Origin of the sequence: Stutzerimonas kunmingensis (assembly GCF_002929225.1) — a bacterium.
Lineage (GTDB): Bacteria > Pseudomonadota > Gammaproteobacteria > Pseudomonadales > Pseudomonadaceae > Stutzerimonas.
This window is the reverse complement of sequence record NZ_PISM01000022.1, coordinates 349,333-370,968: the sequence shown is the minus strand read 5'-3', so window position 1 is coordinate 370,968 and position 21,636 is coordinate 349,333. Positions and strand designations below refer to the sequence as shown.

The 21,636-nt window shown below is 64.0% G+C and carries 18 protein-coding genes and 1 riboswitch; of the genes, 9 read left to right on the top strand and 9 right to left on the bottom strand.

From position 1 onward, the window contains the following. Positions 1-5 precede the first annotated feature (5 nt). Positions 6-1,196 (top strand): methionine adenosyltransferase, encoded by a 1,191-nt coding sequence (gene metK / locus CW305_RS20960; RefSeq protein WP_014818775.1) that lies wholly within the window; start codon positions 6-8, stop codon positions 1,194-1,196. A gap of 225 nt (positions 1,197-1,421) precedes the next feature. Next, complete coding sequence (locus CW305_RS20955) at positions 1,422-1,754, top strand: hypothetical protein (RefSeq protein WP_014818774.1); 333 nt, start codon at positions 1,422-1,424, stop codon at positions 1,752-1,754. Positions 1,755-1,808: 54 nt separating this feature from the next. Here the strand turns inward: CW305_RS20955 and CW305_RS20950 are convergent, their stop codons facing one another. Beyond that, on the bottom strand, positions 1,809-2,570 hold the full coding sequence (locus tag CW305_RS20950; RefSeq protein ID WP_014818773.1) for an ABC transporter permease: 762 nt from the start codon (positions 2,568-2,570) through the stop codon (positions 1,809-1,811). A gap of 12 nt (positions 2,571-2,582) precedes the next feature. Further along, positions 2,583-3,506 carry an ABC transporter ATP-binding protein gene (locus CW305_RS20945; RefSeq protein ID WP_014818772.1) on the bottom strand — a complete coding sequence of 308 codons (924 nt, stop codon included), beginning with the start codon at positions 3,504-3,506 and terminating at the stop codon, positions 2,583-2,585. Between the two features lie 173 nt (positions 3,507-3,679). Between CW305_RS20945 and CW305_RS20940 the strand changes: the two genes are divergently transcribed. The 3 genes from CW305_RS20940 to CW305_RS20930 all read left to right on the top strand — a co-directional run bounded on the left by CW305_RS20940 (position 3,680) and on the right by CW305_RS20930 (position 7,207). Beyond that, positions 3,680-5,011 carry a ferredoxin reductase family protein gene (locus tag CW305_RS20940; RefSeq protein ID WP_014818771.1) on the top strand — a complete coding sequence of 444 codons (1,332 nt, stop codon included), beginning with the start codon at positions 3,680-3,682 and terminating at the stop codon, positions 5,009-5,011. A gap of 89 nt (positions 5,012-5,100) precedes the next feature. Beyond that, positions 5,101-6,765, top strand: coding sequence for an NAD-dependent DNA ligase LigB (gene ligB / locus CW305_RS20935; protein WP_104098855.1), 1,665 nt, complete (start codon positions 5,101-5,103; stop codon positions 6,763-6,765). A 61-nt stretch (positions 6,766-6,826) separates the two neighbouring features. Further along, a complete protein-coding gene (locus tag CW305_RS20930) occupies positions 6,827-7,207 on the top strand; it encodes a DUF1090 domain-containing protein (RefSeq protein ID WP_104098854.1) in 381 nt (126 codons plus the stop codon). On the opposite strand, the gene CW305_RS20925 is transcribed toward CW305_RS20930, so the two are convergent. Both CW305_RS20925 and CW305_RS20920 read right to left on the bottom strand, forming a co-directional pair. Beyond that, the gene (locus CW305_RS20925) at positions 7,204-7,650 is read right to left on the bottom strand and encodes a c-type cytochrome (RefSeq protein WP_090520858.1); all 447 of its coding nucleotides are present in this window, start codon (positions 7,648-7,650) and stop codon (positions 7,204-7,206) included. The genes CW305_RS20930 and CW305_RS20925 overlap by 4 nt on opposite strands. A gap of 103 nt (positions 7,651-7,753) precedes the next feature. Then, complete coding sequence (locus CW305_RS20920; RefSeq protein WP_101275325.1) at positions 7,754-8,191, bottom strand: hypothetical protein; 438 nt, start codon at positions 8,189-8,191, stop codon at positions 7,754-7,756. A gap of 167 nt (positions 8,192-8,358) precedes the next feature. Continuing rightward, positions 8,359-8,442: riboswitch (S-adenosyl-L-homocysteine riboswitch) on the top strand. 24 nt (positions 8,443-8,466) lie between these two features. Between CW305_RS20920 and ahcY the strand changes: the two genes are divergently transcribed. The 3 genes from ahcY (at position 8,467) to rhlE2 (ending at position 12,855) form a co-directional block, all read left to right on the top strand. Next, a complete protein-coding gene (gene ahcY, locus CW305_RS20915) occupies positions 8,467-9,873 on the top strand; it encodes an adenosylhomocysteinase (protein WP_014818766.1) in 1,407 nt (468 codons plus the stop codon). A 73-nt stretch (positions 9,874-9,946) separates the two neighbouring features. Continuing rightward, on the top strand, positions 9,947-10,798 hold the full coding sequence (metF, locus tag CW305_RS20910) for a methylenetetrahydrofolate reductase [NAD(P)H] (protein WP_014818765.1): 852 nt from the start codon (positions 9,947-9,949) through the stop codon (positions 10,796-10,798). A 233-nt stretch (positions 10,799-11,031) separates the two neighbouring features. Continuing rightward, positions 11,032-12,855, top strand: coding sequence for an RNA helicase RhlE2 (gene rhlE2 / locus CW305_RS20905; protein WP_104098853.1), 1,824 nt, complete (start codon positions 11,032-11,034; stop codon positions 12,853-12,855). 88 nt (positions 12,856-12,943) lie between these two features. Here the strand turns inward: rhlE2 and adeC are convergent, their stop codons facing one another. From adeC to CW305_RS20880, 5 genes are all read right to left on the bottom strand, one after another. Then, positions 12,944-14,365 carry an AdeC/AdeK/OprM family multidrug efflux complex outer membrane factor gene (gene adeC, locus CW305_RS20900; RefSeq protein ID WP_104098852.1) on the bottom strand — a complete coding sequence of 474 codons (1,422 nt, stop codon included), beginning with the start codon at positions 14,363-14,365 and terminating at the stop codon, positions 12,944-12,946. Beyond that, the gene (locus CW305_RS20895) at positions 14,362-17,496 is read right to left on the bottom strand and encodes an efflux RND transporter permease subunit (RefSeq protein WP_104098851.1); all 3,135 of its coding nucleotides are present in this window, start codon (positions 17,494-17,496) and stop codon (positions 14,362-14,364) included. The genes adeC and CW305_RS20895 overlap by 4 nt, the downstream gene beginning before the upstream one ends. A gap of 14 nt (positions 17,497-17,510) precedes the next feature. Next, a complete protein-coding gene (locus tag CW305_RS20890) occupies positions 17,511-18,650 on the bottom strand; it encodes an efflux RND transporter periplasmic adaptor subunit (RefSeq protein ID WP_003303119.1) in 1,140 nt (379 codons plus the stop codon). 247 nt (positions 18,651-18,897) lie between these two features. After that, positions 18,898-19,473, bottom strand: coding sequence for a YceI family protein (locus tag CW305_RS20885; RefSeq protein WP_104098850.1), 576 nt, complete (start codon positions 19,471-19,473; stop codon positions 18,898-18,900). 25 nt (positions 19,474-19,498) lie between these two features. Further along, entirely contained in the window at positions 19,499-20,053 is a 555-nt protein-coding gene (locus CW305_RS20880; RefSeq protein ID WP_014818760.1) for a cytochrome b, read from the bottom strand. 161 nt (positions 20,054-20,214) lie between these two features. Between CW305_RS20880 and CW305_RS20875 the strand changes: the two genes are divergently transcribed. Continuing rightward, the gene (locus CW305_RS20875; protein WP_104098849.1) at positions 20,215-21,621 is read left to right on the top strand and encodes an adenosylmethionine--8-amino-7-oxononanoate transaminase; all 1,407 of its coding nucleotides are present in this window, start codon (positions 20,215-20,217) and stop codon (positions 21,619-21,621) included. Positions 21,622-21,636 lie beyond the last annotated feature (15 nt).

Sequence of the window (21,636 nt, the reverse complement as noted above, 5' to 3'; positions counted from 1 at the left end):
GATAGATGAGCGAATACTCGATTTTTACCTCCGAGTCCGTGTCCGAAGGGCATCCGGACAAGATCGCCGACCAGATCTCCGATGCGGTGCTCGACGCCATCATCGCCGAGGACAAGCATGCCCGCGTGGCCTGCGAAACCATGGTCAAGACCGGTGTGGCGATCGTTGCCGGTGAAGTCACCACTTCGGCCTGGGTCGATCTGGAGCAACTGGTGCGCGACGTCATCGTCGACATCGGCTACAACAGCTCGGAAGTCGGTTTCGACGGCGCCACCTGCGGCATCATCAACATCATCGGCAAGCAGTCGGTGGACATCGCCCAGGGCGTCGACCGCACCAAGCCGGAAGACCAGGGTGCCGGTGATCAGGGCCTGATGTTCGGCTACGCCAGCAACGAGACCGACGTGCTGATGCCGGCGCCGATCCGCTTCTCCCACGCCCTGGTCGAACGCCAGGCCGAAGCACGCAAGAACGGCCTGCTGCCATGGCTGCGCCCGGACGCCAAGAGCCAGGTCACCTGCCGCTACGAGAACGGCAAGGTCGCCGGCATCGACGCCATCGTGCTGTCCACCCAGCACAACCCCGAGGTCAAGCAGAGCGACCTGCGCGAAGCGGTGATGGAGCTGATCATCAAGCACAGCCTGCCCGCGGAGCTGCTGCACAAGGACACCCAGTACCACATCAATCCGACCGGCCAGTTCGTCATCGGCGGCCCGGTGGGCGACTGCGGCTTGACCGGCCGCAAGATCATCGTCGACACCTACGGCGGCATGGCCCGCCACGGCGGTGGCGCCTTCTCCGGCAAGGACCCGTCCAAGGTCGACCGCTCGGCCGCCTACGCCGGCCGCTACGTGGCGAAGAACATCGTCGCCGCCGGCCTCGCCGATCGTTGCGAGATTCAGGTGTCCTACGCCATCGGCGTAGCGCAGCCGACATCCATCTCGCTGAACACCTTCGGCACCGGCAAGCTCAGCGACGACAAGATCATCGCTTTGGTCCGTGAGCATTTCGATCTGCGCCCTTACGCGATCACCCGCATGCTCGACCTGCTGCACCCGATGTACCGCGCCACCGCGGCCTACGGCCACTTCGGCCGCAATCCCTACGAGATGACGGTGGGGGCCGACACCTTCACCGCCTTCACTTGGGAAAAGACCGACAAGGCCGACGCTTTGCGCGCCGCTGCCGGGTTGTAAGCGCGACCGCACCGACAAAAAGCCCCGCCGGCGCAAGCCGCGCGGGGCTTCTTGCTTTCAAGAGGGGGGTAGAGTCGCAACAGACACCATCCGCTGCCAGCGGTGCATCACGAAACCTCCATTCCAGAGCCTTTCCGTTATGCAGGCCAACAGCTATCATCAACGCCCTTTTCGAACGGACTCGATCGATCACCTGTTGTGATCGGCATTACAAGGAGCGTATCCATGCGTATTTCCCTCATTCTCGGCTGTGCCGCCGTCATCCTCGCCAGCACCTCGCTGCAGGCCGCCACCACTGACGCGCAAGCCAAATGCCAAGCGCAGCTGGCCGCCCAGCAGGGCAATCTGGAAACCGGCAAGCTGCTCGGCCAGATGCTAGGCAACGAAAAACTCAGCAATGTGCTGAATCAGGTCGAAGACGGCTGCGCTCAGTTGGACGCCGACGGCCTGGCAGCCAACGCAGCTGGCGACGACGCTGGAGCAGTGAATGAGAAGGTCCAGGCTGTCACCCAAGCCAAGGATGCGGTTCTCGGTCTGGGCAAGATGTTCGGCAAGTAAGCCCCCCGACGCGCTAATGAAAACGCCCGCAGATGCGGGCGTTTTCATTGCGGGCTAGTTCTTCAACCGATAGCCGGTCTTGAATATCCACCACACCGCCAGCAGACAGGCGCCGAGGAAACCAAGAATCATCGCCAGGCTGACACCGACGCTGATGTCCGAGACGCCGTAAAAGCTCCAGCGGAAGCCGCTGATCAGGTACACCACCGGGTTGAACAGGGTGACCTTCTGCCACAGCGGCGGCAGCATCTCGATGGAATAGAAACTGCCGCCGAGAAAGGCCAGCGGCGTGACGATCAGCGCCGGAACGATCTGCAGTTTCTCCCAGCCATCGGCCCAGATGCCGATGATAAAGCCGAACAGGCAGAAGGTGACGGCCGTCAGCACCAGGAACAGTGCCATCATCAGCGGATGCTGGATTTCATAATCGACGAACAGCCGCGCGGTGACAAGGATGATCACGCCGAGCACCAGCGACTTGGTCGCCGCCGCACCGACATAGCCGATGACGATCTCGACATAGGACACCGGCGCCGACAGCACCTCGTAGATGGTTCCGGAATAGCGCGGCATGTAAATGCCGAACGAGGCGTTGGAGATGCTCTCGGTGAGCAGCGCCATCATGATCAGGCCGGGGATGATGAACGCGCCGTAAGGGATGCCGTGCATCGCCTCCATTCGCGCGCCGATGGCCGAGCCGAACACCACGAAGTACAGCGAGGTGGAGATCACCGGGGTGGCGATGCTCTGCAGCAGGGTGCGCCAGGTGCGCGCCAGTTCGAACAGGTAGATCGCGCGGATCGCGTAGAAATTCATGCGGGCTTTTCCTCAGCGACCGTGAACCAGATTGACGAAGATTTCTTCCAGCGAGCTCTGGCTCGACTGCAGATCCTTGAAGTCGATGCCGTGGGCCGCCAGGCGCCGGAGCAGCTCGGCGATGCCGGTATCCTCATGCTGGGCGTCGAAGGTGAACACCAGCTGGTTGCCGGCATCGGTGAGCTCCAGGGGATAGCTGGCCAGTTCCGCGGGAATCTCGGCCAGCGGTCGCTGCAGATGGAGGGTCAGCTGCTTCTTGCCAAGCTTGTGCATCAGCACGTCCTTGTCCTCGACCAGAATGATCTCGCCGCGGCTGATCACCCCGATGCGGTCGGCCATTTCCTCGGCTTCTTCGATGTAGTGGGTAGTGAGGATGATGGTCACGCCACGCTCGCGCAGGCCGCGGACCATTTCCCACATGTCACGACGCAGCTCGACGTCGACGCCGGCGGTGGGCTCGTCGAGGAACAGGATCGACGGCTCGTGGGACAGCGCCTTGGCGATCATCACGCGGCGCTTCATGCCGCCGGAAAGCTCGAGGATGCGGGCATTGCGCTTGTCCCACAGCGACAAATCGCGCAACAGATTCTCCAGGAACGAATCGTCCGGCGCCTTGCCAAACAGGCCGCGCGAAAAACGCACCGTCGCCCAGACGCTTTCGAAGCCCTCGTTGAACAGCTCCTGCGGCACCAGGCCGATCTTCGAGCGGGCGGCGCGGTAGTCCTGAACGATGTCGTGGCCGTCGACCAGCACTCGCCCGCCGCCGGGGTTGACGATGCCGCAAATGATGCTGATCAACGTGGTCTTGCCGGCGCCGTTGGGTCCGAGCAGAGCGAATATCTCGCCCTTGTGGATCTCGAGGTCGATGCGCTTGAGCGCCGGGTGGCCGGAAGCGTAGGTCTTGGTGAGCTGCTCAATGGCGATCACTGTTTGCACGGGCTCGTCTCTTCGAGGAATCAGGGGCGGAATTGTAGAGAAAAACGTAACGCAGGGCGCCCGCCGCCTCCCAGTCACGATTCGTAGTGACCGTGATCATGGCGGCGTCGCGGCACTGCATACATGCTTGGAAGCGCTGGCACACGGGTCGCCAGCAAGGAGGCTTTCCCGAAATGAGACAGATAAAACTCACCTACGTCGCGCTGTTCGTCGGACTGACGCTGCTCTGGTTGCTGGTGGACGACTTCATCATGGCTCGCTACCAGTTCTGGCCGCTGCGCAAGGTACTGGTGCACTACAGCGGCGTGCTCGGCATCGTTGCGATGAGCGTGGCGATGGTGCTGGCGGCACGGCCACGGCGCTTCGAACGCTTCTTCGACGGCCTGGACAAGACCTATCGACTGCACAAGTGGCTTGGTATCAGCGCCCTGGTGATCGCCATCTTCCACTGGGGCTGGGGGCAGATACCGAAATGGCTGGTCGGCTTCGGCTGGCTGGAAAAGCCGGCGCGACGTGCCGGTGAGGGCCAGATGCATGAGGGCATCTTTGCCCTGCTGCAGCGCTTTCGCGGCCTCGCCGAGACGATCGGCGAATGGGCCTTCTACGCGGCGGCGATTCTGATCGTACTGGCGCTGGTCAAAAGCTTCCCCTACCGTTGGTTCTTCAAGACGCACCGCTGGCTGGCGCTGGTCTATCTGGCGCTGGTGGTGCACTCGGTAGTGCTGACGCCGCCCGACTATTGGACATCGCCGCTGGGCCTGGTCCTTGCCGTGATGATGGCTTCGGGTTCTGTGGCGGCCTGCATTTCGCTGTTGCGCCGCATCGGCCGCAAGCATCAGGTCGTTGGCCGCATCGATGGGCTTACCCATCATCGCGACAACCGCGTGCTGCGCGTCGATATCAAGCTCGATGGTCCCTGGCCGGGGCACAAGGCCGGGCAGTTCGCCTTCGTCACCTTCGACGACAAGGAAGGGCCGCACCCCTTCAGCCTGTCCTCAGCCTGGTGCAACGACGGCAGGCTGGCCTTCTCCATCAAGGGCCTTGGTGACTACACCCGCACCCTGCCGGACACCCTGAAGGTGGGCGATGCGGTGAAGGTCGAAGGGCCTTATGGCTGCTTCGACTTCCATAGCCGCAAGCCGCGGCAGATCTGGGTGGCCGGCGGCATCGGCATTGCGCCCTTCATTGGCCGCCTGCAGGCGCTCGCCGCGAGCGGCAAGGGCGACAACGTCGATCTGTTCTACTGCACCAGCGCGCCGGACCAGAGTTTCATCGAGCGTATCCGCGAACTGGCCGCACGCGCCCGGGTGCGCCTGCACGTGCTGGTAGCCAGCGAGGGCGGGCGCCTGACGCCCGAGCGCCTTCGCCAGTTGGCGCCGCAATGGCAGGACAGCGACGTCTGGTTCTGCGGCCCGGCGGGCTTCGGTCAGGATCTGAGCAGGGACCTGCAACGCCACGGCCTGCCGCCAAGAGACTTCCACCAGGAACTGTTCAATATGCGCTGACGCACGGTCGCGCCGCGTCGAGCCGGCGACAATGAGCTGGCCTTCAACGAGGGAGGCCAGACCAACTCATCAAAGCAAGGATGCTCGCCATGCAACGCCTGATCGCACTGTTATTGTGCCTTTTCTCGCCGCTTTGCCTCGCCGTCTGCCCGACCTGGAACGATGCGCGAGCGCAGCAGGAAATCACCAGCCTCCAACGACAGCTGCAACACTGGGACGAGGCCTATCACCGCCGCGGCCTGGCGCTGGTGGATGACGAAATCTACGACCAGAGCCGGGCGCGCCTGCACGACTGGCAGCGTTGTTTCCCGAGCACCCTCGCGACTCCGAACCCATTGGCCGGGGCCGGCGGCCCGGTACGGCATCCGGTAATGCAGACCGGGCTGGCCAAGCTCGCCGACGAGCAGGCGGTTGCCGCCTGGATCGAGCGCCGCGAGGACCTGTGGATTCAGCCGAAGGTGGACGGCGTGGCAATCACCCTGGTCTATCGTGGCGGCCTGCTGCAGCAGGCCATCAGCCGCGGCGATGGTCACAGCGGACAGGACTGGACAGCCCACGTCCGGCAGCTGCCGGCGGTTCCGTCCCGACTTGCAGCGCCTGGCGAGGTGATACTGCAGGGCGAACTCTACTGGCGTCTGGAGCAGCATGTGCAGGCGGAGTTTGGCAGCGCTGGCGCGCGCGGCCGTGTTGCCGGCGCCATGGCCAGCAACCGGCTGGACACCGATACGGCGGCGCAGATCGGCCTGTTCGTCTGGGACTGGCCGAACGGGCCGGAGCAGATGACCCTTCGTCTGCAGCGGCTGGCCGCCATGGGGTTCAGCGACAGTCAGCGGTTCAGCCTGCCGCTACAGGGTCCCGCGCAAGCGCAGCATTGGCGCGAACAGTGGTATCGGCAACCGCTGCCGTTCGCCACCGACGGCGTGGTGTTGCGGCAAGGCACGCGCCCGCCTGCCGAGCGCTGGCAGGCAGAGCCGCACTGGGCGGCGGCCTGGAAACATCCGCTGCGCAAGGGGGTGACCGAGGTCCGCGCCGTGGAGTTTCGCATCGGTCGCACCGGGCGCATCACGCCCATGCTGCAGCTGGCACCGGTACATCTCGATGATCGCCGTATCCGTACGCTCAGCCTCGGCTCGCTGGAGCGCTGGCGCGAACTGGATGTGCGCCCCCGCGACCAGGTCGCAATTGCGCTCGCCGGGCATAGCATCCCGCAACTGGACTCGATGGTCTGGCGCAGCACCGAACGGGCAGAGGTCGCGGCACCAGACCCATCGCAGTATCACGCGCACAGCTGCTGGCAGCCAGCACCGGGCTGTGAGCAGCAGTTCATCGCCCGTATGGTCTGGCTGAGCGGCAAGCAGGGGCTTGGCCTTCCCGGGGTAGGCCAAGGCAGTTGGCAGGCCCTGCTGGACGCCGGACTGCTGCCCGATCTGCTCGCCTGGCTGGAGCTGGACGCGGCGACGTTGCAACAGGTCCCTGGCATCGGCAAGGCGCGCGCCAGCAAGCTGGTCGCGAGCTTCGCTCTCGCCCGACAGAAGCCAGCGGGCCGATGGCTCAAGGCGCTCGGCATGCCGGTCAACCTGCCGCTCACACTGCAGCCCGACTGGGACGTACTGGCGGCACGCAGCGTGGCGCAATGGCAGGCGGAACCGGGGGTTGGCAAGGCACGCGCGGAACAGCTGCATACCTTCTTTCATGCACCGGAGCTGCAGCTGCTGCGTCACAGGCTGCGCGCTGTCGGTATTTCGGGGTTCTGAAGGGACTTTCCCCCGAATGTCGCGGTCGATAGGTGCTGGATAACAATTATGGAGGCGAGGCATGTCTTTGCGACATTGGCCGATTGCCCTGCTGATCGGCGCTACCGCCATCAGCCCGTTGGCTAGCGCGGCCCCCAACGCCGATAGCCAGTGCCACGACCAGCGCCAGGCCTTGCGCGAACAGCTGCAGCAGGCGCGCCTGCAGGGTGACAAGCTGCGCCAGACGCAACTCGACAGCGAATTGCAGGGCCTGACCGAGCAGTGCCAGGGCGTGGTTGCCCTGCACCCGCATCAAGTCGAATACGATCACACCAATCGCCAGGTTGAGCGGCGCGAGACGCTGCTACGCGAGGCTTTGGGCACCGGTGATGCCCAGCTGATCGAGCTGCGCCGCAATCAGCTGGCCAAGTCGCGGGAAAAGCTCGAATCGCTGCGCCGTTAGTAGGCGCGGAACTCCTTGTGGCAGGCTTCACAGGCATCCTCGACCCGCTGGAACGCCGGCGCCACGCTTTGTGCAGTAACCGGGGCGGAGGTCGTCACGCTCACCAGCGCTTCCGTGGTCGCTTCCAGTTCGCGGGCCATCTCGTTGAAACGCTCCTGACGCTGCCAGACGTCGTCACGCGCATCGCTCTGCTCTTCCTTCACATCAGGATAATGCTGCCAAGGCTGCCGCGAGAGCTCGTCCAGCTTGGCCGCGCCTGCACTGAAGCCTTCGCCGTCGAACGGGATGCGCCCGCGCAGCATGCCGCCAAGGTCTTCCTTGGTATCGAGCATCGCCTGGTAGATCGCTTTGCGCTTGCCCAACGGGGAATTGGGGTCGACCCGGTCGCAGCCCGTCAGCGCCAGGACAGCAATCAGGGGCAAGCTCAGCAGACTCAGCTTCATGGTTCAACCACTCGTCGATGCAAAGCGCGGGATTATCCCCGTCCATGCGCGGTTGAACAAATCAGTCGGGTTTCGACTCCGTCAGCCAAGATTGCTCAACAGGCTATTGCGACCAGCTGCCGCCAGCGCTTTCGCAATCGATCTTGGCCTGGGCCCGATCAGTGGCGTGATAGTGATAGGTGACGATCGTCGCGTCGCCGCCGACCTGGCTGGGCAAGGTACCGTTCTTCGCCTGGGAGCCAGTGGCACGTTCGTTGGCCAGGGTCTCTGCCGTCATCGGCGCGGTGCAGACACCGAAGTGGCCGTCGGGACAACTGTCGCGGAGCTCGCGGCGGGAGTTCTTTACCGCCTCGTTGTCCTGACAGACCCAGTCGATGGCGTCGTCCTTGTCCACGCCGTGGAATTCGAAACACTGCTCGGTCACCACTGGCGCAGGAACCGCGCCGGAGGTTTCGCTGTGCACGTAGCAGGATTTGGCGGCGGCAGGCAGGCTGAAGGCGCCGACAAGCAACACGGGCGCTAAGCGAAGCATGGGGTTCATGGCGGTCTCCTGAAACGGTTTCGCCCGGCAAGGGTCACCGAACCTGTAGTTTTCGACTCGCGCTCGCTCGCTGTAGTTCGCGCGGCGCGGGGTTGGGATTGCCGCGCGGCGCAGCTATAATCGCCGGGCTTTTTCCCGGTCGACTCCGCTTCGACCGTGCCCGCCACCCGTCCGAGGGGCGCTGCAGCAGGATGAAACCTGTCAGGCTCGGATGGGGCGTTTCCAGAACGCATCAACGGCGCCCATTCGCATCTATACGAATGGAGAACTCTTCGATGAGTGCTGTCATGACGCCTGCCGGTTTCACCGACTTCAAGGTCGCCGATATTTCCCTGGCTGCCTGGGGCCGCCGCGAAATCATCATCGCCGAATCCGAAATGCCCGCGCTGATGGGCCTGCGCAAGAAATACGCCGCCGAGCAGCCTCTCAAGGGCGCGAAGATCCTCGGCTGCATTCACATGACCATCCAGACCGCCGTGCTGATCGAGACGCTGATCGCGCTCGGCGCGGAAGTGCGTTGGTCGAGCTGCAACATCTTCTCCACCCAGGACCAGGCCGCTGCCGCCATCGCCGCTGCCGGCATCCCGGTGTTCGCCTGGAAGGGCGAGACCGAAGAAGAATACGAGTGGTGCATCGAGCAGACCATCCTCAAGGACGGCCAGCCGTGGGATGCCAACATGGTGCTGGACGACGGCGGTGACCTGACCCAGATCCTGCACGACAAGTATCCGCAGGTGCTCGAGCGCGTCCACGGCGTGACCGAGGAAACCACTACCGGCGTGCATCGCCTGCTCGACATGCTCAAGGGCGGCACGCTGAAGATCCCGGCGATCAACGTCAACGACTCGGTCACCAAGAGCAAGAACGACAACAAGTACGGCTGCCGTCACAGCCTGAACGATGCCATCAAGCGCGCCACCGACCATCTGCTGTCGGGCAAGCAGGCGCTGGTCGTCGGCTACGGCGACGTCGGCAAGGGCTCGGCACAGTCGCTGCGCCAGGAAGGCATGATCGTCAAGGTCTCCGAGGTCGATCCGATCTGCGCCATGCAGGCCTGCATGGATGGCTTCGAGCTGGTCTCCCCCTACAAGGACGGCATCAACGACGGCACCGAAGCCAGCGTCGATGCGGCCCTGCTGGGCAAGATCGACCTGATCGTCACCACCACCGGTAACGTCAACGTGTGCGACGCCGGCATGCTCAAGGCCCTGAAGAAGCGCGCCGTGGTGTGCAACATCGGCCACTTCGACAACGAGATCGACACCGCCTTCATGCGCGCCAACTGGGGCTGGGAAGAGGTCAAGCCGCAGGTGCACAAGATCCACCGCACCGGCAAGACCGTCGACCCGACCAACGACGACTACCTGATCCTGCTGGCCGAAGGCCGACTGGTGAATCTGGGCAACGCCACCGGTCACCCAAGCCGGATCATGGACGGTTCCTTCGCCAACCAGGTGCTGGCGCAGATCCACCTCTACAACGAGAAGTTCGCCGATCTGCCAGTGGCCGAGAAGAGCAAGAACGTCACCGTCATGGTGCTGCCGAAGAAGCTCGACGAGGAAGTGGCGCTGGAAATGGTCAAGGGCTTCGGTGGCGTGGTCACCCAGCTGACCACCAAGCAGGCGGAATACATCGGCGTGACCGTCGAAGGTCCGTTCAAGCCGGACAGCTACCGCTACTAAGCAGCTCATGCTGCTGGCGACGAACTGTGCCCTGCATTCGTCGCCAGCAGCCTGCAGCCCAAGGAATAACCGAATGACCGCTTTGAACCGCCCATCCATCAGCTTCGAGTTCTTTCCCACCAAGACCGAAGCCGGGCACGAAAAACTGCTGAACGTGGCTCGCCAGCTGGCCGGCTACCAACCCGATTTCTTCTCCTGCACTTACGGTGCCGGTGGCTCGACCCGTGACCGCACGCTCAACACCGTGCTGCAGCTCGACGGCGAGGTAAAGGTGCCGACCGCACCGCACCTGTCCTGCGTCGGCGACAGCAAAGCCGAGCTGCGCGAACTGCTGAACCTCTACAAGGATGCCGGCATCAAGCGCATCGTCGCCCTTCGCGGCGACCTGCCCTCCGGCATGGGCATGGCCAGCGGCGAGCTGCGCTACGCCAACGAGCTGGTGGAATTCATCCGCAGCGAGACCGGCGATCACTTCCACATCGAAATCGCCGCCTACCCGGAAATGCATCCGCAGGCGCGCAACTTCGAAGACGACCTGACCAACTTCGTGCGCAAGGCCAGGGCCGGCGCCGACAGTGCCATCACCCAGTACTTCTTCAATGCCGACTGCTACTTCTACTTTGTCGAGCGCGTGCGCAAACTCGGAGTGGAAACCCCGGTGGTGCCCGGCATCATGCCGATCACCAACTACAGCAAGCTGGCACGCTTCTCCGATGCCTGCGGTGCGGAGATTCCGCGTTGGGTGCGCAAGCAGCTCGAAAGCTATGGCGACGACATGCAGAGCATCCAGGCCTTCGGCGAGCAGGTTATCACCGAGATGTGCGAGAAGCTGCTGGCCGGCGGTGCGCCCGGCCTGCACTTCTACACGCTGAACCAGGCCGAGCCGAGCCTGGCGATCTGGAACAACCTCGGGCTGTCACGCTGAGCACCAACCGGCTCCGTAGAAATACGGAGCTGGCTAATGAACCCGTGACCTGCGACACTGTCAGAGCAATGCGGCGTTAACAGGCTCTGTTATACTCCGCGCTTCCGCCAGGCTTACGCCCGGATGCCGCCATATATGACCCGCGGCAGGACCGGACGGGATCGCACGCCAGTCGCGATTCGAGCCAGGCATGATCATCCCAGGGCCTCGCCCCTAACAAGACAGGATTACTCATGTCCTTTGCTTCCCTCGGTCTCTCCGAGGCTTTGGCCGGTGCCGTCGAGGCCGCCGGTTACACCCAGCCTACTCCCGTGCAACAGCGGGCCATTCCCGCCGTGTTGCAAGGCCGCGACCTGATGGTCGCCGCCCAGACCGGAACCGGTAAGACAGGCGGTTTCGCCCTGCCGGTACTCGAACTGCTGTTTCCGGGTGGTCACCCGGATCGTGAACACCGCTACGGCCCGAAACAGCCGCGCGTGCTGGTGCTGACACCGACCCGCGAGCTCGCCGCCCAGGTTCACGACAGTTTCAAGATCTACGCCCGCGATCTGCCCCTGAAGAGCACCTGCATCTTCGGTGGCGTCGGCATGAACCCGCAGATCCAGGCGGTTGCCAAGGGTCTCGACGTGCTGGTCGCCTGCCCTGGTCGCCTGCTCGACCTGGCCAACCAGAAAGCCATCGATCTGTCGCACGTGGAAATCCTCGTCCTCGACGAAGCCGACCGCATGCTCGACATGGGCTTCATCCATGACGTCAAGAAGGTCCTGGCCAAGCTGCCGGCCAAACGCCAGAACCTGCTGTTCTCGGCAACCTTCTCCAAGGACATCACCGACCTCGCCGCCAAGCTGCTGCACAACCCGGAGCGCATCGAGGTCACCCCGCCGAACACCACCGTCGAGCGCATCGAGCAGCGCGTGTTCCGCGTCGCCGCCAGCCACAAGCGCGCCCTGCTCGCCCACCTGATCACCCAGGGCGCCTGGGAGCAGGTGCTGGTCTTCACCCGTACCAAGCACGGCGCCAACCGCCTGGCCGAGTATCTGGAGAAGCATGGCCTGCCGGCTGCCGCGATCCATGGCAACAAGAGCCAGAACGCCCGCACCAAGGCTCTGGCCGACTTCAAGGCCAACCAGGTGCGCATCCTGGTGGCCACCGATATCGCCGCCCGCGGCCTGGACATCGACCAGCTGCCGCATGTGGTCAACTTCGAGCTGCCCAATGTCGAGGAAGACTACGTGCACCGCATAGGCCGTACTGGCCGTGCCGGGCGCAGTGGTGAAGCCATTTCGCTGGTCGCGCCGGACGAGGAAAAGCTGCTCAAGGGCATCGAGCGCATGACCAAGCAGCGCATTCCCGAAGGCGACCTGATGGGCTTCGATGCCAGCGCCATCGAGGCGGAGAAACCGGAGGTGCGCGAACCGCGCCAGCCGCGTCCGCAACGTGGCGAACGCAAGGCACGCGCTGAGCGCGAAAAGCCGGCAGAGAAAGGCGCCGAGCAGAAGGAACGCAACCGCCGCAGCCAGAGCAAGGCGCGCAAGCCTGCTCGCGATGGAGCCGCCAGTGAAGCGCAAACCGCTGCTCGACCTCCGCAGCTGCCGCCAAACCGTGCTCCGGACGAGTTTCTCGATGACGAAGTGGACAACTTCGGCAATCGCGTCGACTACGTCAGCCCGTATCAGAACAAGCAGAACCGCGGCCGGCGCCCTGGTGCTCCGGCTCCGGCTTCGGCTGGTGCCGCGCCACGTGCCGCCGGAGCCGCACGCCCTGGCGCTGCTGGTGCTCCCGCCGGCAAGGGCAAACGTCCGGGTACGGGCCAAGGCCAGGCGGCGCGCAACGGTCAGCCGCGCAACGGCCAGCCACGGCGCAAGAACGAGGGTCGACGGATCGAAGAGCCGGCTGTCGCGCGTCAGGAAGCCGCCAAGCCGCGTGAAAAGCAGCCAGTGATCATCCACAAGGAATCGAAGATCGATCGCCTGCCCAGCCTGGATCAGCTCGAGCAGCTGCCAACCCGTCCACGGGGTGAGAAACCGGCCCTGCTGACACGCAACCGCGAAGTCTGAGCCACAAACGAAAACGCCGCCCGATGGGCGGCGTTTCGTATCTGCGTGTTATCGGTGCTGGTGTATCGTAACCGGCCACCGCATCGCCTCAACCTTCTGCTGGCTGCGCCTGCGCCGCCTCCTGCCAGCCGCCGCCCAGCGCCTTGAACAGATTGACCTCGCTGGTCATCTGCGCCAGGCGATCGGAGATCAGCTGCTGCTGCACGCTGAACAGCTGGCGCTGCGCATCGAGCACGGTCAGGTAGCTGTCGATGCCCGTGCGATAGCGGCGCTCGGCGAGGTTGTAGTAGTCCTCGCTGGTCTGCAGCAGATCACGCTGTGCCTGCACCTGCCGCGTGTAGGTAGCCTGAGCCGCCAGTCCGTCGGCCACTTCGCGGAAGGCGGTCTGGATCGCCTTCTCGTATTGCGCGACCTGGATGTTCTTGCTGATCTGGGCGTAGTCCAGGTTGGCCCGCAGCTGGCCGGCATTGAAGATCGGCACGCTGATGCTCGGCGAGAAGCTCCAGTAACCGGAGCCGCCATCGAACAGCCCGGACAGCTCGCTGCTCGCCGAACCCGCAGCGCCGGTCAGGCTGATGCGCGGAAAGAACGCCGCCCGCGCCGCGCCGATGCTGGCGTTGATCGCGCGCAGCTGATACTCGGCCTGAAGAATATCCGGGCGTTGCTGAAGCAGATCGGAGGGCAACCCGACCGGCAACGTTGCCAGCTGGGTACGTTCGAGACCGTCACCCGATGGCAGCTCGGCCGGCAGGCTCTGCCCCAGCAACAGCGTCAGCGCATTGCGGTCCTGCGCTACCAGGCGAGTGTACTGCTCGATGTTCACCCGCGCACTGTCGACGGCGCTGCGCGCCTGACGCAGCTCCAGCGCCGAAGCGACCCCGACGTCGAAACTGCGCTGGGTCAGACCAAAACTCTCTTCATAGGTCTTGAGCGTATCGCGAGTGACCTGCAGCAAAGCCTGATCGGCCTGCAAGGTCAGCCAGGCATTGGCGACACTGGCGATCAGACTGATCTGGGTGCTGCGCTGTGCGGCCTCGCTGGCGAAGAACTCTTCCAGCGCCTGGTCGCGCAGACTGCGCAGACGACCGAACAGGTCCAGCTCCCAGGACACGCCGAAGGTGGCGCTGTACTGGCTGCTGATGGCCGGCTCGCCACTCATGTTCAAATCGCCAGGAGTGCGGCTGCGCGTCCCCGCACCGTCGGCACTCACCGCCGGCAGCAGATCGGCACGCTGGATGCGGTACAGCGCGCGATAGGCGTCGACATTCAGCGCCGCCACGCGCAGGTCGCGGTTGTTCTCCAGCGCTACCTCGATCAGTTGCTGCAGCGCCGGGTCGCTAAAGAATTCGCGCCAGCCCAGTTCGCGCTGCGCCTGCGCCGCGCCTGCGGCATAGGCCGCCCCCTCGGGCCAGGCATCGGCGACCGGACTCTGCGGCCGCTGGTAGTCGGGTATCAGCGAACAGCCGCTCAGGGCCGCCAGCAAGGCCAGACTCAACAAGGACTTGTTCACTGGGCATCTCCCTTGGCGTCTTCATTCACCGCGGACTTGCGACTGGAAATCGACGTCACCAGCACGAAGAACAGCGGCACCCAGAAGATCACCAGCACGGTGGCGGTGACCATCCCGCCGATCACGCCGGTACCGATGGCGTGCGAACTGCCTGCGCCGGCGCCGCTGGCCATGGCCAGCGGCACCACGCCGAGAGTGAAGGCCAGCGAGGTCATGATGATCGGACGCAGGCGCATGCGGCAAGCCTGCACCGTCGCCTCGAACAGACCCATGCCGTCGCGGTACAGATCCTTGGCGAACTCGACAATCAGAATGGCGTTCTTCGCCGTCAGACCGATGGTGGTCAGCAGGCCGACCTGGAAGAACACGTCGTTGGTCAGGCCACGGCCGGTGGTCGCCAGTACGGCGCCGATGACGCCCAACGGCACCACCAGCATCACCGCGAAGGGAATCGACCAGCTCTCGTACAGCGCCGCCAGGCAGAGGAACACCACCAGCAGCGAGAGCGCGTAGAGCGCCGGCGCCTGGCCGCCGGAGAGGAGCTCCTCGAAGGAAAGCCCGGTCCACGACACGCCGATCCCAGGCGGCAGCTGCTGCGCCAGGCGCTCGACCTCGGCCATGGCGTCGCCGGTGCTGTAGCCGGCCGCCGGCTCGCCGAGAATCTCCATCCCCGGCACGCCGTTGTAACGCGCGAGCTTCGGCGAGCCATAGACCCATTCACCGCTGCCGAAGGCGCTGAACGGCACCATTTCGCCCTGAGCGTTGCGCACGAACCACTTGTCCAGGTCCTCGGGCGTCATGCGCGCGGGCGCGTCGCCCTGCATGTACACCTTCTTCACCCGGCCACGGTCGATGAAGTCGTTGACGTAGCTGGAGCCCCAGCCGATCGCCAGCGCGTTGTTGATCTCGCCCAGCGAAACACCCAGCGCACGGGCCTTCTCGTCGTCGATCAGCAACTGGTACTGCGGTTCGTCGTTCAGCCCGTTGGGTCGCACGGCCTGCAGCAGCGGACTCTGCGCCGCCAGCCCGAGGAACTGGTTACGTGCCTGCATCAGGGTTTCATGGCCGAGGCCCGCCTGGTCCTGCAGGTAGAAGTTGAAGCCGGTGGCGTTGCCCAGCTCCATGACCGCCGGTGGCGCGAAGGCGAACACCTGCGCGTCGCGGAACTGGAAGAAGCGCTCCTGCGCACGTTGCGCCAGATCGAAGACGCTGGTGCCGGCCGCGGTACGCTCGTCCCATGGCTTGAGCCCGATGAAGGCCATGGCCGAGTTCTGTCCACGCCCGGCGAAGTTGAAGCCAGTCACGGTGAACACCGAATTGACCACGTCGCTTTCCTCGTCCAGCAGGTACTTGCGCATGGCGTCCACGGTCTGCTGGGTCCGCTCGGCGGTGGAACCAGCCGGCGTCTGTATCTGGGCGAACAGCACACCCTGGTCCTCGTCCGGCAGGAAAGCGCCGGGCAGGCGGGTGAACAGCAACGCCATGGCCGCGACGATCACCAAGTAGATCAACAGGAACGGCAGCTTGCGCTTGAGCACCCCGGCCACACCCCGCTCGTAGCGATGCACGCCGCGGTCGAAGGTGCGGTTGAACCAGCCGAAGAAACCGCGCTTCTGCTGATGCTCGCCATCGCTGGCCTTGAGCATGGTGGCGCACAACGCCGGGGTAAAGATCAGCGCCACCAGTACCGACAGCCCCATCGCCGAGGCGATGGTGATGGAGAACTGGCGATAGATGATACCGGTCGAACCGCCGAAGAACGCCATCGGCACGAACACCGCCGAGAGCACCAGGCCGATGCCCACCAGCGCGCCTTGGATCTGCCCCATGGACTTGCGTGTGGCCTCCACCGGCGACAGCCCTTCCTCGGCCATCACCCGCTCGACGTTCTCCACCACCACGATGGCGTCGTCCACCAGTAGGCCGATGGCCAAGACCATGGCGAACATGGTCAGCGTATTGATGCTGAAGCCGAACGCGGCCAGCAGGCCGAAGGTGCCCAGCAGTACCACGGGAACCGCCAGCGTCGGGATCAGGGTCGCGCGGAAGTTCTGCAGGAACAGGTACATCACCAGGAACACCAGCACGATGGCCTCGAACAGCGTGTGCACCACGTTGTTGATCGAGGTCGCCACCACCGGCGAGGTGTCGTAGGGATATACCACTTCCACGCCCGGCGGGAAGAACGGCTGCAGCTCGGCCAGCGTCTGGCGTATCGCCTTGGCGGTGTCCAGCGCATTGGCGCCGGTGGCCAGCTTGATACCGATGCCGGCGGCGGGATTGCCGTTGTACTGGGCGGTGATGGCCGTGCGCTCGGCGCCGAGCTCGACCCGGCCGACGTCCTTCAGGCGCACCTGGGAGCCGTCGCTGTTGACCTTGAGCAGGATTTCACGGAACTGCTCGGGCGTCTGCAGACGGGTCTTGCCGATAATGGTCGCGCTCAGCTGCTGTCCCGGAACCGACGGCAGCGCACCGAACTGCCCCGAGGAAATCTGCACGTTCTGCTCGCGAATGGCATTGCTCACGTCCATTGGGGTCAGCTGGAAATTGTTCAGCTTGCCCGGGTCCAGCCAGATGCGCATCGCATATTGCGAACCGAAGACCTGGAAGTCACCGACGCCGCTGGTGCGCGACAACGGGTCCTGGATGTTGGAGACGATGTAGTCGGCCAGGTCGCTCTGGGTCATGCTGCCATCACTGGAAACCACCCCAACCACCATCAGGAAGTTTCGCACCGACTTGGTCACGCGGATGCCCTGCTGCTGGACCTCCTGCGGCAGCAGCGGCGTGGCCAGCTGCAGCTTGTTCTGCACCTGCACCTGGGCGATGTCCGGATTGACCCCCTGGTTGAAGGTCACGGTGATTTCCATGCTGCCGTCGGAGTTGCTCGCCGAGCTGATGTAGCGCAGCCCGTCGATGCCGTTGAGCTGCTGCTCGATGACCTGCACCACGGTGTCTTGCACCGTCTGCGCCGAGGCGCCCGGGTAGGTGACCTGAATGCCGATCGCCGGTGGCGCGATGCTGGGGTACTGGTTGACCGGCAGATTGAGGATGGAAAGGCCGCCAGCCAGCATGATCACCAGGGCAATCACCCAGGCGAAGATCGGCCGGTCGATAAAGAATCTGGACATGAACTAGGAACCCCTCAGCCTTCTTGGCCTTGGGGCCCGGCAGGCACCCCAATATTGTCGACATTGGTCGCCGGAACGGCATCGACCTCGACGCCCGGCTGGATGAACTGCAGCCCCTCGGTGATCACCCGATCGCCCGGTTGCAGCCCCTCACCCACCAGCCAGCGATTGCCGATCGTGCGCTCGGTCTTGATCGTGCGCAGTTCGACCTTGTTCTCGGCATTGACCACCATTGCCGTGGGCTCGCCCTTGGAATTGCGGGTCACGCCCTGCTGCGGCACCAGGATCGCCTCGCTCTTCAGGCCCGCCACCAGTTGCGCATGCACGAACATGCCGGGCAGCAGTACCTTGTCGGGATTGGGCAGCACCGCCCGCAGGGTCACCGAACCGGTGCCGGAATCTACCGTGACCTCGCTGAATTCAAGCTTGCCTTCATGGGGGTAGGCGCTGCCGTCTTCCAGCGTCAGGGTCACCTTGGCGGCATTCTCGCCGGCCTTCTGCAGGCGGCCCTCTTCCAGGTCGCGACGCAAGGCGAGCAGATCACGGGCCGGCTGGGTCACGTCGACGTAGATCGGGTCAAGCTGCTGAATGGTCGCCAGCTCCTGCGCCTGGCCATTGCTGACCAGCGCCCCCTCGGTGACGGCGGAACGGCCGATGCGGCCGGAAATGGGTGCCAGCACCTTGGTGTAGCGCACATCGATCCGCGCGCGCTCCAGCTCCGCTTCGGCCTGCAGGCTGGCGGCCCGCGCCTCGTCATAGGCCTGCTTGCTGACGGCCTGATCCTTGACCAAGTCGGCGTAGCGGTCGGCCAGCGACTTGCTGGAAGCGACGCTCGCCTGAGCACTCTTCAGCGTGGCCTCGTACACCGACGGATCGATCTGATAGAGCTGTTGCCCGGCCTTGACGTCGCTGCCTTCGGTGAACAGGCGCTTCTGGATGATGCCGTTGACCTGCGGGCGCACCTCGGCGATGCGGTAGGCGCGGGTACGCCCCGGCAGCTCGGTGGTCAGCGATAAGGGTTCAGCCTGCAGGGTGACGATGCCGACCCGTGGAGCCTCCTGGGGGGGTGGAGCATCCTGTTCCTCGCAGCCTGCGAGGAACACAGCCACGGCGAGAATGGAGATCAGGGCAGCATTGGCTGACTTGATTGGCATGGTTAGACCTCTTGAAAACCTGGCAGGCGGGAATGGGCAACAGCGCGCCGCAGACGCGAAGAGCGGAATGGACCGAAATATACTTACATCCATGACTGTCTGTAAACCTGAAAAGACTCGTCGGGCCTGCTACAAATGTTGCAAAAGGTGCGTCATAGACCCATTCGACACGCAAGAAGCGCCGATACATATCCTGGCAAACGCAGAACGCCGGCAAGATGCCGGCGTTCGGGTTCCACGGGTGCGCTTACTTGCGCACACCTTCGACCGAGATGATCAGATCGACCGTTTGCGACGCCGGCCCAAGGTCCATCTTGATGTCGAAGTCCTTGAGCGTCAGTGTGGTACTGCCCTCGAAACCGGCACGGTAGCCACCCCAGGGATCATCGCCCTCGCCGATGAACTTGGCGGCGATCACCACCGGCTTCGTCACGCCGTTGAGCGTCAGGTTGCCGGTGATGTCAGCGGTGCCGTCGCCGGTGGACTTCACCGAAGTCGACTCGAAGGTCGCTGTCGGGTGCTTGTCAACGTTGAGGAAATCGTCGCTGCGCAGGTGCTTGTCGCGCTCGGCGTGGTTGGTGTCGACGCTGGCGGTCTTCAGCGTGACGTTAACCTTGCTCGCCTCCGGCTTGTCCGCATCGAAACTGAAGCCGCCATCGAAATCCTTGAACGTGCCCCACAGCCAGCTGTAGCCGAGGTGGCTGATCTTGAAGTTGACGAAGGCGTGCTGGCCCTGCTTGTCGATGGCGTAGTCGGCAGCGAATGCCTGGCCGCCGACCAGTGCGGAACCGAGGACCAGTGCGGCGAGGGTTTTCTTGAGCATCGATGGATTCTCCTATCGGGGGTGATTAACCGGCAGCACGACCGAGCATGCGCTTGAGTGTCGCGTCACGGTCGATGAAGTGGTGCTTGAGCGCGGCCAGGGCGTGTACCACGGCGAAGATCACCAGCGCCCAGGCAGCGTATTCGTGAACCAACCCGGCACTGTCGGCCTGATCGGGAATGGAAGTGATCAGCGCCGGCACCTCGAACAGGCCGAACACGCTGATCGGCCGGCCATCGGCGGTAGAGATCAGGTAACCCGAGATCATCACCAGGAACAGGCCGAGGTACAGCAGGCTGTGACCGAGCCTGGCCGCGATCCGGGTCAGCCGCCCCTGGCTGGCCAGCGGCGCCGGCGCAGGGCTGACGAAACGCCAGAGCACCCGCAGCAGCATGACCATAAACAGCACGATGCCAATGCTCTTGTGCAGATCCGGCGCGGTGCGATACCAGCTGCTGTAGTAATTCAGCCCAACCATCCAGAAGCCCAGGCCGAACAGGCCGAATACGGCGATGGCCACCAACCAGTGCAAGGCAATGCTGGTCAGCCCATAGTTCGTTGAGGTGTTACGCCAGTGCATCGAATCTTCCTTCAAATTCAGGCCTAGAAGCCTAGCCGGTTACCTATCGGAATAGAGCGCATTTTTTCGCTTTGAAACATCGAGTAAATCGATTACCGATCGCATCAAGTCATGCCCAAGCGCTTCTGCTAGGCTTCGCGACTCATTGCGGAGGAGTAACGATGAGCCTGAACGACAGCTGGATGCAACGCGACCTTGCCGTACTCTGGCATCCCTGCACCCAGATGAAAGATCACGAACAGCTGCCGCTGATTCCGATTCGTCGCGGCGAAGGCGTCTGGTTGGAGGATTTCGACGGCAAGCGCTACCTGGATGCGGTCAGCTCCTGGTGGGTCAACGTGTTCGGCCATGCCAATCCGCGCATCAATCAGCGCATCAAGGATCAGGTCGACCAGCTCGAGCACGTGATGCTGGCCGGCTTCAGCCATCAGCCGGTGGTGGAGCTGTCGGAGCGGCTCGTCGCACTGACGCCGGCCGGGCTGGACCGGGTCTTCTATACCGACAACGGCTCGACCGGTATCGAAGTGGCGCTGAAGATGAGCTTCCACTACTGGCGCAACAGCGGACGCGGGCAGAAGCAGCGCTTCGTCACCCTGACCAACAGCTATCACGGCGAAACCGTTGCCGCCATGTCGGTGGGCGACGTCGCCCTCTTCACTGACACCTATAAGCCGCTGCTACTGGATACCTTCAAGGTGCCGAGCCCGGACTGCTACCTGCGTCCCGAGGGCGTGAGCTGGGAAGAGCATTCGCGGCAGATGTTCGCGCACATGGAACAGACCCTGGCCGAACACCACCAGGACATCGCCGCGGTCATCGTCGAACCGCTGATCCAGGGCGCCGGCGGCATGCGCATGTACCACCCGGTATATCTGAAGCTGCTGCGCGAGGCCTGCGACCGCTACCAAGTCCACCTGATCCACGACGAGATCGCGGTCGGCTTCGGCCGCACCGGCAGCATGTTCGCCTGCGAGCAGGCTGACATCACGCCAGACTTCCTTTGCCTGTCCAAAGCCTTGACCGGCGGCTATCTGCCGATGGCCGCAGTGCTCACCACCGACCAGATGTACCGGGCGTTCTACGACGACTATTCGACGCTGCGCGCCTTCCTCCATTCGCACACCTACACCGGCAACCCACTGGCCTGCGCCGCGGCACTGGCGACGCTGGATATCTTCGCCGAGGACAATGTCATCGAGGCGAACAAGGCGCTGGCCGCGCGCATGGCGAGCGCCACCGCGCACCTGGTCGAGCATCCGCACGTGGCCGAGGTCCGCCAGACCGGCATGGCGCTGGCCATCGAGATGGTTCAGGACAAGGCCAGCCGCACGGCCTATCCCTGGCAAGAGCGCCGCGGCCTGAAGGTCTACCAGCATGCGCTGGAGCGCGGCGCACTGTTGCGCCCGCTCGGTAGCGTGGTGTATTTCCTGCCGCCCTATTGCATCACCGAGGAACAGATCGACTTTCTCGCGGCAGTCGCCACCGAGGGGATCGACATCGCCACCCGAGATGCATCCAGGGCCTCGGTAGCGACTGGCCTCTATCCGGGCTTCAGAGACCCGGGCTGATGAGAAGCATCGGCA

Bases quoted from the DNA above. Each gene is read 5' to 3' on its own strand.
- metK (WP_014818775.1), top strand. From the start codon at position 6: ATGAGCGAATACTCGATTTTTACCTCCGAGTCCGTGTCCGAAGGGCAT.
- CW305_RS20955 (WP_014818774.1), top strand. From the start codon at position 1,422: ATGCGTATTTCCCTCATTCTCGGCTGTGCCGCCGTCATCCTCGCCAGC.
- CW305_RS20950 (WP_014818773.1), bottom strand. From the start codon at position 2,570: ATGAATTTCTACGCGATCCGCGCGATCTACCTGTTCGAACTGGCGCGC.
- CW305_RS20940 (WP_014818771.1), top strand. From the start codon at position 3,680: ATGAGACAGATAAAACTCACCTACGTCGCGCTGTTCGTCGGACTGACG.
- ligB (WP_104098855.1), top strand. From the start codon at position 5,101: ATGCAACGCCTGATCGCACTGTTATTGTGCCTTTTCTCGCCGCTTTGC.
- CW305_RS20930 (WP_104098854.1), top strand. From the start codon at position 6,827: ATGTCTTTGCGACATTGGCCGATTGCCCTGCTGATCGGCGCTACCGCC.
- CW305_RS20925 (WP_090520858.1), bottom strand. From the start codon at position 7,650: ATGAAGCTGAGTCTGCTGAGCTTGCCCCTGATTGCTGTCCTGGCGCTG.
- CW305_RS20920 (WP_101275325.1), bottom strand. From the start codon at position 8,191: ATGAACCCCATGCTTCGCTTAGCGCCCGTGTTGCTTGTCGGCGCCTTC.
- ahcY (WP_014818766.1), top strand. From the start codon at position 8,467: ATGAGTGCTGTCATGACGCCTGCCGGTTTCACCGACTTCAAGGTCGCC.
- metF (WP_014818765.1), top strand. From the start codon at position 9,947: ATGACCGCTTTGAACCGCCCATCCATCAGCTTCGAGTTCTTTCCCACC.
- rhlE2 (WP_104098853.1), top strand. From the start codon at position 11,032: ATGTCCTTTGCTTCCCTCGGTCTCTCCGAGGCTTTGGCCGGTGCCGTC.
- CW305_RS20895 (WP_104098851.1), bottom strand. From the start codon at position 17,496: ATGTCCAGATTCTTTATCGACCGGCCGATCTTCGCCTGGGTGATTGCC.
- CW305_RS20890 (WP_003303119.1), bottom strand. From the start codon at position 18,650: ATGCCAATCAAGTCAGCCAATGCTGCCCTGATCTCCATTCTCGCCGTG.
- CW305_RS20885 (WP_104098850.1), bottom strand. From the start codon at position 19,473: ATGCTCAAGAAAACCCTCGCCGCACTGGTCCTCGGTTCCGCACTGGTC.
- CW305_RS20880 (WP_014818760.1), bottom strand. From the start codon at position 20,053: ATGCACTGGCGTAACACCTCAACGAACTATGGGCTGACCAGCATTGCC.
- CW305_RS20875 (WP_104098849.1), top strand. From the start codon at position 20,215: ATGAGCCTGAACGACAGCTGGATGCAACGCGACCTTGCCGTACTCTGG.